We start from the raw sequence: 11,573 nt of genomic DNA on the forward strand, positions 1-11,573 counted from the left end.
ACCACGGTGGTCGTCACTTTCGGAACGGAGGTGAGCCGGCCGTTCGGATCTCGTAGGGCGAGTCGGTTGTCACGGTGGAGGCCCGCCGCTCGTCACCGCCGCTTTCACCGCTCTGCGGCCGCTGCGGGTCAGGGCAGCCTGCGGCGGGTGGTGGTCTCGCGGAAGGGATGCCATTCGAGCATGAGGATGGTGGCGTCGTCATTCAGGCGGCTGTCCCGGTGTTCCAGGATGGTGTTGATCAGGCGGCGCAAGGCTTCGGGGGCGGTTTCGCCGGAGGCGATGGCGCGGATGATGAAGTCGGCGAAGCGGGTTTCGCCGAAGAGCTCTCCGCCGGCGGAGCGGGCCTCGGTCACTCCGTCGGTGTGGAGCAGCACGCGGTCGCCGGGCTCGAGCCGGGCGTGGTGGATGGTGCGCCGAACGCCGGGCAGCCAGGCTCCTACGCCCAGTGGCGGCTCGGGCTCGCGCTCAAGAGCGTGGGGCACCAGGTCCCGGCCTCTGATGAGCAGGGGTGGCGGGTGTCCGCAGTTGGCCCAGGTCAGGTGGCCGGTGGTGGTCTCCAGCTGGGCGAGGATGCCGGTGCTGTGCCGGTCGGCGAAAACCTCGTTGAGGGTGGCGTCGATGCCGGTGACGGTCCCGGCCAGATCTGTGGCGTGGTGGCGGGCGTGGCGCAGGGCGGCCAGTGCGACGGAGGAGGTGATGCCGGCCGCCAGGTCGTGTCCCATCGCGTCCAGGACGGCGGTGTGCAGGGTGTTGCCGGACAGGGCGTGGTCGAAGCAGTCGCCTCCCAGGTCGTAGGCCGGTTCCAGGACGGCTGAGGAGGTGATCAGGTCGGTGCCGATCGTTCGCGGTGGCAGGAAGGCCCACACCATCTCGGCCGGCAGTCGCATGTCCGAGACGCGTCGCAGGCGGCGGAAGGTGTCGCTGAAGGCGCTCTTGTCCAACATGATCAGCGTGATCAGTGATGCCAGCGCGTGGCAGTCCTTCAGCGTCCTGCCGTCCAGGGCCGGAGCGTGGAAGGCGACCATGCCGATCCGCGCGACCCCGTCGAGCATCGGCAGCCACAGGATCAGCCCGCCGGTGTCGTCGGGCTCGATACGAGGGGAGACCGTGCGGTAGGCCCAGCCCGCCAGCGAATCGTCGATCAACAGGCGCCGAAGCGGCTGGTCCGGGGTTTCACCCAGTTCCACCAGGACACGCTGCTGCACGTCGGCCACATAGACGATGATCTTCTTCAGGCCCAGGTCCGCGGTGTGACGCCGCAACAGCAACGGCAGATCGTCCGGCGCCGTGCGGTGCACTTCCCGCAGCATCTGGCCCAGGACCTCATCGGCTCCGCCGGTCTTCTCTCCCGTCACCTGTCTGCCCCTCTCCCGCCGCCGGGCGGGTCAACCGCGCCTTTACCACTCCACCCCACCTGAGCGGCCCCGGCCACCCGAGCACACCGGGCGTTCGAGGACGACCGGCCGACGCCGCCGGCGCGAGGCGCGTGCCGGCCCGCAGGAAGTTCCCGGCGCCGCGAGTGGACGGCACGGACACCCTCGACGGGACGGAGCCGCGCGACGGGAGGCACCAGCGGCTCACCGGAGCCCGCTGGAAGACATGCGCAGTGCGGTGAGCGAAGACACGCGCAGCGCGGTGAGCGAGGCCGGTCTCAGGACGCCGTCACCGAACGCCGGCAGCGCCCCTGATCAATGACCGGCACCGTCGGCCCCGGGCGCCGCGGCTCCTGGAGCCGTCCTGTCCTCGCTCCTCTTCAGTAATCCAGGTCCAGGTAGTCGATGTCGTTGATGGCCACGTCCGACAGGCCCGGGGCGCGGCCGCCACCGTCCTGGAAGTAGACGTCCTTGAATCCTTCGGCGATGATCCCGCGCATCTCCCGGTCGCCGGCCCCCGCGGCGCGGGCGTCGAACAGGCGCTGTGCGTACGCCGGGGGGAGGTGCACGGTGAGCCGCCGGAAGCGTCCGTCGTCGGTCGTGCCGACCGGCGCCGTGTATCCGAAGCGGGCCCTCGTCTCCACCGTGATCCCGCCCGTGGCGGCGGCCTGCCGCTGCCGGCGCCTGCGCACCTGCGGCTGCCAGCGGGACCGCACCGCGTCGTCGATCTTCGCGGCGACGTCGGCGCGGGCGTGCTTGCGGGCGCCGCGCCGGTAGCGGTTCACGGAGTCGGCGGTGACACCGATCTCCTGCGCGACGGCCTTCGCGCTGCCCAGCTGCTTGAGCAGGTAACGGATCTGGCTCTTGAGCGTCTTCGGCGGCTCGCGGGTGAAGCTCTCCCGGTCGGCCCGCTCGATGGCGTCCTCGATCTCCCCCACCGGTCACTCCCCTTCGTCCAGGACGGCGTCGCCGCCCTTGATGTGGCGGGCCGGGTTGAGGCCCTGCTCCATCAGGCCGACCGCCCACAGCATCGACCGGACGCCCTCCAGCTTCGCCAGGCCCGGGGTGGGGCCGAGGCGGAAGCCGCCGGGCTGCGGCTTGCCGGACGCCGCGTAGGGGAGGAAGTCGAGCGGGCTGTCGCCCGGCGAGGGGTAGACGACGCAGTCGGACAGCACGGCGAGCGGGTACAGGCCCGTCATCGCCGCCATGTTGCGCAGCTTGCGGTGCATGTTGACCCGCGCCCTGGAGATGACGGCGGCGCGGATGTCCGGGCGCCAGGTCGGCCGTTGAAGGGCCGGCCACCGCTCGCCCTCCTTGTAGTGGCGGCCCTGCGGGCGCTCGCGCAGCTTGCCCACGCCGCCCTTGACCGTGGCCTTGACGGCGGCGAGGACGGCGGCCAGGGCCGGGTCGACGTCCTTGTGGCGTTCCATCGCCGCGAGGAACTCCGTGTCCGACAGGTCCCGGGTGACGCCGAGGTCGGCGAGCGTGTCGACGTACGCCGTCCTGAGCCGGTCGTGCCACGGGTCCAGGTACGCGCCGGTCTCCCGGCGCAGGTACGCCTCGACCGGATGCACGTCGTGGCCGAGTTCCTGGGCGTAGGCGACGGTGTGCGTCTGGTACCAGGCCGGGCCGCTCGGGCGAGTGCCGTCCGGCGTGAACGGCGAGGGCAGGCGCGGGTCCAGCTCGACATGGCCCAGGTCGACCAGCCAGGAGCCGGGGATCTTCGGATTGAACGCCGGCGCGTGGAAGTGGTCCGGGGCGGACAGGCCGACGACCAGGCGGTTCGCGGCGGCGAGGAACGCGGTGTTCAGGTCCAGGCCGACCGCGTACGGCAGCGTGCACTCCTCATCGGTGAGCGAGTCCACCGACCGCACCCACTGGTACGCCTCCTCGTCCAGGAACCCGCCGGTCCAGCCGCTGTTCACGACCACGGGGTGTTCGGGGGTGGCCTCCGGCGGTGCCGGGTCCATCGGCTCCGTGCCCAGCGAGCCGGGGTTGTGGCCGGGCACCCAGTTCCCGGTCGCCCGGTCCTGCACGGCCCTCGTGGGCGGGCGCAGCGCCGTCATCAGTTCCAGCCCGGACACGGCCGTGGAACCGCGCGGGGTGATGACCCGCTGGGCGTACACCCCGAGGACGCGGGCGACGTCGGCCGGCTCCATGTCCGCGACACCGGGCCAGGACCGCTCGTCGAGGGCGTCCCAGGACAGGATCGCGAGCTGCACGCACTGCCGCTGGTTTTCCTGCGCCTTGCGGTAGATCCGGGCCCACGGGCCGAACCCGCGCTGCGTGAGCCGCCACTTCGCCTTCGCCACCTGCTTGACCACCGGATGGTCCTCGGGCAGACGCAGGGAACGGCGCTGCTCGTGGCCCTCCAGGCGCTCCGGCAGCCCGAGCTTCACGGCGGCGGAGGCGGTGAGCACGATCAGCGGGTCGCTGTCCTTGCCGTAGCGGTTCAGCTTCGCGGCCCCGAGGCCGGACTCACGCAGCGTCCACTCCACCAGCTCCGGCACGGTGGTCGCCGGGCAGTCGAGCACGATGCCGTCCACGCCGTACGCGCAGCCGTCGCCGTCCAGCACCGCGAGCGGGCCGTGCGGGAAGCGCGGGTCGTCGGCGGGCTTCGCGGTCTTCTTCGCCGCCGGATGCCGCGACGACGTCGCCGGGCGCGCGGCCGGACGGGCGGGGTGCTCGGGGCCGGCCTGGGCGGCGGGCGCCTCCACCGGCGCGGCGGTCGCCGGCCCGGGCGCGGCCGGGCCGGCGACCGTGGCCGACACCTCCGGCTGCGGCGCGACGGCCGGGGCGGGTGCGGGTGCGGCGGCGGATGCGACCGCGGGGGTGCCGGGCACACCGGGCGCGGGGTACTTCGCCGCCCAGCCCTTCAGGAGTCGCTGGTACGCCTCCAGGCGCGGCGGCTTGGGCTCGGAGCGGCCGTTCTCCCAGTTCTTGATGCTCTGCGTCGACGTCTTCAGCGCGGCCGCGAGGCGGGCCTGGGTGATGCCGGCGGCCTCGCGCAGCCGGGCGCGCTCCGCCGGGGACGGGAGCTGCGGCTCCTCCTCCAGCAGCGCGTCGACCGACGCGAACAGCTCTTCCTCGGTGGCCATGGCGATCTCCTTCCGCGCCTCGACCCTAGCGGACCTTACCCTCCCGTTTAACCTGCTCATGTAACCCGTTCGAGTATCGGGGGAGGGTGGCGGACGACGACCTGGAGCAGCTGATCGGAGCCGGTGGCCGAGCGGCCGTCTCCGCCCTCAGGCCACCGAGGGGGAGCCGGTGGGCCTGCCCGGTCCGGCGGCCCGCTCGGCCGGGAGGGCGGCCGCGATCCGTGCCGGGTCCGCCATGGCGCGAGCGTGCTGCGACCCGCACGGCACGGTCACCGCGCGGCCGACGGGGCACGGATGCCGTCGAGCGCCCGCCGCACCCCCGGCTCCCTCGGGCCGAGGAAGTGGGGGTCCGGGCGGAAGGCCGCGTCCAGGGCCGCCTTGCCCGCGGCGAGGATCTCCCGGGTGCCGCCGTAGTACCAGGTCAGGTCGTGCCGGTCGTCGACGCCGACACCGTACGAGGAGACGCCGGCCGCCCGGCACAGGGTGACCGCGCGCCGGATGTGGAAGCCCTGGCTGATCAGTACGGCCCGGTCCACACCGAAGATCTCCTTCGCGCGGACGCACGAGTCCCAGGTGTCGAAGCCCGCGTAGTCGCTGACGATCCGCGCGTCGGGCACGCCGTGCCGGGTCAGATAGGCGCGCATCGCGTCCGGCTCGTCGTAGTCCTCGCGGCTGTTGTCGCCGGTGACCAGGACCACCTCGATCCGGCCCGCCCGGTACAGTTCGGCCGCCGCGTCCAGCCGGTGCGCGAGATAGGGCGACGGCTCCCCGTCCCACAGGCCCGCGCCGAAGACCACGGCGACCTCGGTGCGGGGCACGTCGGCGGTGGTGTGCAGCCGGCCGTCCGCCGCCAGGCGCAGCCACGTCGCCGGCAGCAGCGCCAGGACGCACACCGCCATCCCCGCCTGCACCAGCCGCCGCCGGCCGGCCCGGGTACGCGGCAGACGCGGCCGGCGGAACCGTCGGGCCCCGCCCGCCCTCACGCGGCGCAACAGATGAAGCATGGGACGGGCACCCTCCCCGGTCGGTCCTCGACGTCGAAGACGCCCCCGCGCGTCCTCCGGTTCAGCCGCGCCCTGTGATCAGCGGCACGGTGCGCGGCGGGGCGGGGCGGGGCGGGACCGCGGCCCGAACGGGCTCTCACCCCGCGGGGCCGTGCCGTGAACCGCCGGAAAACACCCGTCACCCCCGCGCAACGGGGAGGCAACCTCCCCCGGCGACGATCGGGGGCATGACGGCGCACCTCACGACCTCGACCAGCACCCGGCCGCCCGTCCACGGGGCGCTCAACGGGAGCAGCCGGTGCCACCCGCTCCCGCCCCCGGCCCTCGTCGTGGTGGCCCACGGCAGCCGTGACCCGCGCGCGCTGAGCACCGTACGGGCGCTCCTGGACCGCGTCCGCGCACTCCGCCCCGGCCTGCCGGTGCACCTCGGGCACATCGAGCTGAACGAGCCGCTTCTGGCCGACAGCCTCGCCGGCCTGCACGCGCGGGGGACCGGTCGCGCCGTGCTCGTGCCGCTGCTGTTCGGCCGCGGCCACCACGTCAAGCAGGACATCCCCGGGACGGCCGCCGCATCGCCGCTGCACACGCGCGTGGCCGCCCCGCTCGGCCCGCACCCGCTGCTCGTCGACGCCCTGCGGGACCGCCTGACGGAGGCCGGCTGGCACACCCCGGCCGACGAGGCGGCCCGCCGCGCGAGCGCGGTCGTACTGGCCGCCGCCGGGTCGCGCGACCCCGAGTCGCGGGCCGACACGGCCCGCACCGCGGAACTGCTCGCCCGGCGTCTCGGCGTCCCCGTCGTCCCCGCCTACGCCTCCGCTGCCGCCCCCACCGTCCCCGAGGCACTGCGCGCCCTCGCCGGCCGGGGCCGTCACCGGGTGGCCGTCGCCTCCTGTTTCACCGCCCCCGGCCGCTTCGCCACGGAGTGCGCGGCAGCCTCCCCCTGGATCACCGCGGCTCCCCTCGGCACCCACCCCGCCATGGCCCGCCTCCTCCTGCACCGCTACAGCCGGGCCCGCACGGTCCCCGCCCCGGCACCCACGAGCCCGGCCCCCGCCTGAACGAGCACCCGTCCCGGCCTCCGTCGTACGCCCCGGTGCCCCGGCCCCGCCCGAGTGTCACCGCGTGCCCGTAGTGTCGAGGTATGGCAGGCACCAGCACTTCCGCCCCCACCGACCCCGCACCCCAGCCCCAAGCGCAGCCCCGGCCCCAGGCGCAGCCACCGGCGCAGGCGCCGACGCACGCGCACCCGCAGCAGCACCCCACTTCGCCTCCCGGCTACGACCCGGCGTCGGCCGCCCGCTGGGCCGCCGAGCCGGACAAGCGTCCCGGGCGCACCGCCTTCCAGCGCGACCGCGCGCGCGTCCTGCATTCCGCGGCCCTGCGCCGCCTGGCCGGCAAGACGCAGGTCGTCACCCCCGGAGAGGCCGGCGGGGTCTGGGACGCCAGCCCCCGCACCCGCCTCACCCACTCCCTCGAATGCGCGCAGGTGGGCCGGGAACTCGGTGCCGCCCTCGGCTGCGACCCGGACCTGGTGGAAGCCGCCTGCCTCTCGCACGACCTGGGCCACCCGCCCTTCGGCCACAACGGCGAACAGGCGCTGAACGAGTTCGCCGAGGACTGCGGCGGCTTCGAGGGCAACGCCCAGTCGCTGCGCCTGCTCACCCGCATCGAACCCAAGCGGTTCGTCACCGATCCACAGACCGGCGACCCCGTCAGCGTCGGCCTCAACCTCACCCGGGCCGCCCTCGACGCCGCCACCAAGTACCCCTGGCCCCGGGGCGCCCACCCCACCGACCCGGCCTCCGCGAAGTTCGGCGTCTACGAGGACGACCGCCCCGTCTTCGACTGGGTCCGCGAGGGCGCCCCCGAGGGCCGTACCTGCTTCGAGGCCCAGGTCATGGACTGGGCGGACGACGTCGCCTACTCGGTGCACGACGTGGAGGACGGCCTGCACGCCGGCCACATCGACCCCAACGTCCTGCACGCCGAGCCCGAACGGCAGGAGGTCTTCGCCGTCGCCGTCGGCCGTTACGTCGGCGCGGACACCGACCCGGCGGAGCTCGCCGAGGCGCTCGACCGCCTCCTCGCCCAGGAGTGGTGGCCGCACGGCTACGACGGCACGGCGGTCGCCCAGGCCCGCCTGAAGGACGCCACCAGCCAGCTCATCGGCCGCTTCTGCCTGGCCGCCGAGGGCGCCACCCGGCAGAGGTCCGGCAGCGGCCGTCTCACCCGCTACGGAGCCGAACTCGTCGTCCCCCGGCACACCCGGATGGAGTGCGCCGTCCTCAAGGCGGTCGCCGACCGGTACGTCATGCAGCGCGCCGAGCAGGAGCAGCTCCGCGCCGACCAGCGGATCGTCGTCCTGGAACTGGCCGAGGCGCTCACCGCCCGCGCCCCCGAGGGCCTGGACCCGCAGTTCCGCTCCCTGTTCGCGCAGGCCCCGGACGACCGCGCCCGCAAGCGGGTGATCGTCGACCGGATCGCGTCCCTCACCGACGTCTCGGCCCGCTCGCTTCACGCCCGCCTCACGGGGCAGGCATGAAGGAGAGGGGGACACGGAGGAGGCCGGTGGGACACCGGAGACGTGTGCTCGCCCGAAGGTGACCCTCCGTGGCCTGATCGGGCCACCCCCTCTTCCCGCATCACCCTGTGTGCGGGACGCTCGCAAGTGGCGGCACCCACAGTGTTTTCCGGGGGGACACTCCCCGGACCCCCTGCAGGAGGCATCAAGTGGTCGACGCGGATCAGACATTCGTCATCGTCGGAGGCGGCCTGGCGGGCGCGAAGGCGGCCGAGACGCTGCGAACGGAGGGATTCACCGGCCGGGTCCTGCTGATCTGCGACGAACGGGACCGCCCGTACGAACGGCCGCCACTGTCCAAGGGCTTCCTGCTCGGCAAGGAGGAGCGCGACAGCGTCTTCGTGCACGAGCCCGCCTGGTACGCGCGCCACGACATCGAACTGCACCTCGGCCAGACCGTCGACGCCGTCGACCGTGCCGCGAAGACCGTCCGCTTCGGGGAGGACGGCACCACCGTCCGCTACGACAAACTGCTGCTGGCGAACGGCGCCGAGCCCCGCCGCCTGGACATCCCGGGCACGGACCTCGTCGGCGTCCACCACCTGCGCCGCCTCGCGCACGCCGACCGCCTCAAGGGCGTCCTGGCCTCCCTCGGCCGGGACAACGGCCACCTGGTGATCGCCGGCGCCGGCTGGATCGGCCTGGAGGTCGCCGCGGCGGCCCGCGGGTACGGCGCGGAGGTCACCGTCGTGCACCGCGGGCGGACCCCGCTGCACTCGGTCCTCGGCCCCGAGCTCGGCCAGCTCTTCGCCGACCTGCACAGCGAGCACGGCGTCCGCTTCCACTTCGGCGCCACCCTCACCGGGATCACCGGGCAGGACGGCGTCGTCCTCGCCGCCCGCACCGACGACGGCGAGGAGCACCCCGCGCACGCGGTCCTCGCGGCGATCGGCGCCACCCCGCGCACCGGCCTCGCCCAGGCGGCGGGCCTGGACCTCGCCGACCCCGCGGACGGCGGCGGCATCCGGGTCGACGAACGGCTGCGCACCTCCGACCCGTACATCCACGCCGCCGGCGACGTCGCCTCCTTCCCGCACGCCCTCTTCGGCACCCGGCTGCGCGTCGAGCACTGGGCCAACGCCCTCAACGGCGGCCCGGCCGCGGCCCGCGCGATGCTCGGCCAGGAGGTCGTCTACGACCGGGTCCCGTACTTCTTCAGCGACCAGTACGACCTGGGCATGGAGTACTCCGGCTGGGCGCCGCCCGGCTCCTACGACCAGGTCGTGGTCCGGGGCGACGCGGGCAAGCGGCAGTTCATCGCCTTCTGGATGAAGGAGGGCAGGGTGCTGGCCGGGATGAACGTCAATGTGTGGGACGTCACCGACCCGATCCAGCGGCTGATCACCTCCCGGGCCCCGGTGGACACGGACTCCCTGGCGGACCCGCGCGTCCCGCTGGAGAGCCTCGCCCCCTGACGGCCTGCCGGCACCACGCGCCCGGACGTCCGGCACCCGCCCGCACCCCCGCGGGCGGAGGCCTCGCACCTGGGGGCGGACGCTTCGGGCCCGGCTGCCGGCGGACCGCCGTAGACTTCACGCGTGGCTGGACGGATCAACGACGAGGACGTGAAGGCGGTACGGGACGCGGTCCCGATCGACGCCGTCGTCTCCGAGTACCTCCAGCTGCGCAACGCGGGCGGCGGCAACCTCAAGGGCCTGTGCCCGTTCCACGACGAGAAGTCGCCGTCCTTCCAGGTGAGTCCGAGCAAGGGGTTCTTCCACTGCTTCGGCTGCCAGGAGGGCGGCGACACCCTCACGTTCGTGATGAAGATCGACCACCTCTCCTTCTCCGAGGCGGTCGAGCGCCTCGCCGCCCAGGCCGGCATCACCCTGCGCTACGAGGAGGGCGGGTACAACCCCGCCCACCAGCGCGGTGAGCGCATCCGCCTGGTCGAGGCCCACCGGATCGCCGCCGACTGGTACATGGAGCAGCTCGCGACCTCCCCCGAGGCGGACACCGGCCGCGCCTTCCTCGCGGAGCGCGGCTTCGACCAGGCCGCCGCCCAGCACTTCTCTGTCGGCTACAGCCCCCAGGGCTGGGACCACCTCACCCGCTTCCTGCGCGGCAAGGGCTTCACCGACAAGGAACTGGTCCTCTCCGGCCTCTCCCAGGAGGGCCGCCGCGGCCCCATCGACCGCTTCCGCGGCCGTCTGATGTGGCCCATCCGCGACATCGGCGGCGAGGTCGTCGGCTTCGGCGCCCGCAAGCTGTACGAGTCGGACAACGGGCCGAAGTACCTCAACACCCCCGAGACGGCGATCTACAAGAAGTCCCACGTCCTCTACGGCATCGACCTGGCGAAGAAGGACATCGCGAAGTCGTCCCGCGCGGTCGTCGTCGAGGGCTACACCGACGTCATGGCCTGCCACCTCGCCGGCGTCACCACCGCCATCGCGACCTGCGGCACCGCCTTCGGCGGCGACCACATCAAGATCCTGCGCCGGCTGCTGATGGACAACGGATCGGCCCGCGTGATCTTCACCTTCGACGGGGACGCGGCCGGCCAGAAGGCGGCCCTGCGCGCCTTCGAGGACGACCAGAAGTTCGCCGCCGAGACCTACATCGCCATCGCGCCCGACGGCATGGACCCCTGCGACCTGCGCCTCGCCAAGGGCGACGACGCGGTCGCGGACCTCGCCGAGCCCCGCACCCCGCTCTTCGAGTTCGCGCTCCGCCACATCGTGGGCCGCTACGACCTGGACACCCCGGCCGGCCGCGCCGCCGCCCTCGACGAGGCCGCCCCCGTCGTCGCCCGCATCAAGAACAGCGGCGCCCAGCACGAGGTCGCCGTCCAGCTCGCCGGCATGCTCGGCATCCTCGACACCCAGTTCGTGGTCAAGCGGGTGGCGCAGCTCGCCCGCTGGGCCCGTGACCGCGGCGGCAAGGGCCCCGCTCCCGACCGGCAGCAGCACGGCGGAGGCGGCGGCGGTGGCCCGCAGCAGTACGGCTCCGCCCCCGCCCAGGCGTCCCCGCGCGGCCCCGCCCTCAACCTGCGCAACCCCGTCTTCGCCACCGAACGCGAACTGCTCAAGCTCGCCCTCCAGCGCCCCGAGCTGGTCTCCCCGGCCTTCGACGCGTACGGCCTCGACGAGTTCACCGCCCCGGTGTACGCGGCGGTGCGCCAGGCCATCCTGGACGCGGGCGGCGCCGAGTCCGGCGTTCCCGACTCCCAGGACTACCTGGTCCGCGTCCGCGAGGCCGCCCCCGACGACACCGTCCGCGCCATGGTCACCGAACTCGCCGTCGAGGCGATCATGCTGCACCGGGGCGTCAAGGAGGTCGACGAGAACTACGCGGGCGCCCAGCTGGTCACCGTCCGCCGCCGGGCCGTCGAGCGCCGCATCCGCGAGATCACCGGGCGGCTGACCCGGGTCGCCTCCCAGGGCGACCCGGCCGAACTGGCCTCCGTGCAGAACGAGCTGTGGGTCCTCCAGCAGTACGACCAGGCCCTGCGCGGACACGGCGCGGCGGCGCTGTAGGCAGGCCGTAACCGCCGGGTCACCGCGCGGAAGCAAAA

The 11,573-nt window shown here is 73.8% G+C and carries 8 protein-coding genes; 4 read left to right on the forward strand and 4 right to left on the reverse strand.

Annotation, left to right across the window (positions count from 1 at the left end; translation table 11 throughout):
* Positions 1 to 128: 128 nt before the first annotated feature.
* From ACIF80_RS05390 to ACIF80_RS05405, 4 genes are all read right to left on the reverse strand, one after another.
* A complete protein-coding gene (locus tag ACIF80_RS05390; RefSeq protein ID WP_399799656.1) occupies positions 129 to 1,355 on the reverse strand; it encodes a PP2C family protein-serine/threonine phosphatase in 1,227 nt (408 codons plus the stop codon).
* Between the two features lie 398 nt (positions 1,356 to 1,753).
* Positions 1,754 to 2,311 (reverse strand): telomere-protecting terminal protein Tpg, encoded by a 558-nt coding sequence (tpg, locus tag ACIF80_RS05395; RefSeq protein ID WP_399799658.1) that lies wholly within the window; start codon positions 2,309 to 2,311, stop codon positions 1,754 to 1,756.
* Positions 2,312 to 2,314: 3 nt separating this feature from the next.
* Positions 2,315 to 4,471, reverse strand: coding sequence for a telomere-associated protein Tap (gene tap / locus ACIF80_RS05400; RefSeq protein ID WP_399799661.1), 2,157 nt, complete (start codon positions 4,469 to 4,471; stop codon positions 2,315 to 2,317).
* Positions 4,472 to 4,740: 269 nt separating this feature from the next.
* Positions 4,741 to 5,475: a vancomycin high temperature exclusion protein gene (locus tag ACIF80_RS05405; RefSeq protein ID WP_399799664.1), complete on the reverse strand. Its 735-nt coding sequence runs from the start codon at positions 5,473 to 5,475 to the stop codon at positions 4,741 to 4,743.
* A gap of 227 nt (positions 5,476 to 5,702) precedes the next feature.
* On the opposite strand from ACIF80_RS05405, the gene ACIF80_RS05410 reads away from it, so the two are divergent.
* From ACIF80_RS05410 to dnaG, 4 genes are all read left to right on the forward strand, one after another.
* Entirely contained in the window at positions 5,703 to 6,533 is an 831-nt protein-coding gene (locus ACIF80_RS05410; RefSeq protein ID WP_399799667.1) for a sirohydrochlorin chelatase, read from the forward strand.
* An 83-nt stretch (positions 6,534 to 6,616) separates the two neighbouring features.
* Positions 6,617 to 8,017, forward strand: coding sequence for a deoxyguanosinetriphosphate triphosphohydrolase (locus tag ACIF80_RS05415; protein WP_399799669.1), 1,401 nt, complete (start codon positions 6,617 to 6,619; stop codon positions 8,015 to 8,017).
* A 188-nt stretch (positions 8,018 to 8,205) separates the two neighbouring features.
* Positions 8,206 to 9,471, forward strand: coding sequence for an NAD(P)/FAD-dependent oxidoreductase (locus tag ACIF80_RS05420; protein WP_399799672.1), 1,266 nt, complete (start codon positions 8,206 to 8,208; stop codon positions 9,469 to 9,471).
* A gap of 123 nt (positions 9,472 to 9,594) precedes the next feature.
* Positions 9,595 to 11,535, forward strand: a complete 1,941-nt coding sequence (gene dnaG, locus ACIF80_RS05425; protein ID WP_399799674.1) for a DNA primase — start codon at positions 9,595 to 9,597, stop codon at positions 11,533 to 11,535.
* Positions 11,536 to 11,573 lie beyond the last annotated feature (38 nt).

The sequence above is a fragment of the Streptomyces sp. NPDC085927 genome, from assembly GCF_044540975.1.
GTDB lineage: Bacteria > Actinomycetota > Actinomycetes > Streptomycetales > Streptomycetaceae > Streptomyces > Streptomyces hirsutus.

Bases quoted from the DNA above. Each gene is read 5' to 3' on its own strand.
- tap (WP_399799661.1), bottom strand. From the start codon at position 4,471: ATGGCCACCGAGGAAGAGCTGTTCGCGTCGGTCGACGCGCTGCTGGAG.
- ACIF80_RS05405 (WP_399799664.1), bottom strand. From the start codon at position 5,475: ATGCTTCATCTGTTGCGCCGCGTGAGGGCGGGCGGGGCCCGACGGTTC.
- ACIF80_RS05410 (WP_399799667.1), top strand. From the start codon at position 5,703: ATGACGGCGCACCTCACGACCTCGACCAGCACCCGGCCGCCCGTCCAC.
- ACIF80_RS05415 (WP_399799669.1), top strand. From the start codon at position 6,617: ATGGCAGGCACCAGCACTTCCGCCCCCACCGACCCCGCACCCCAGCCC.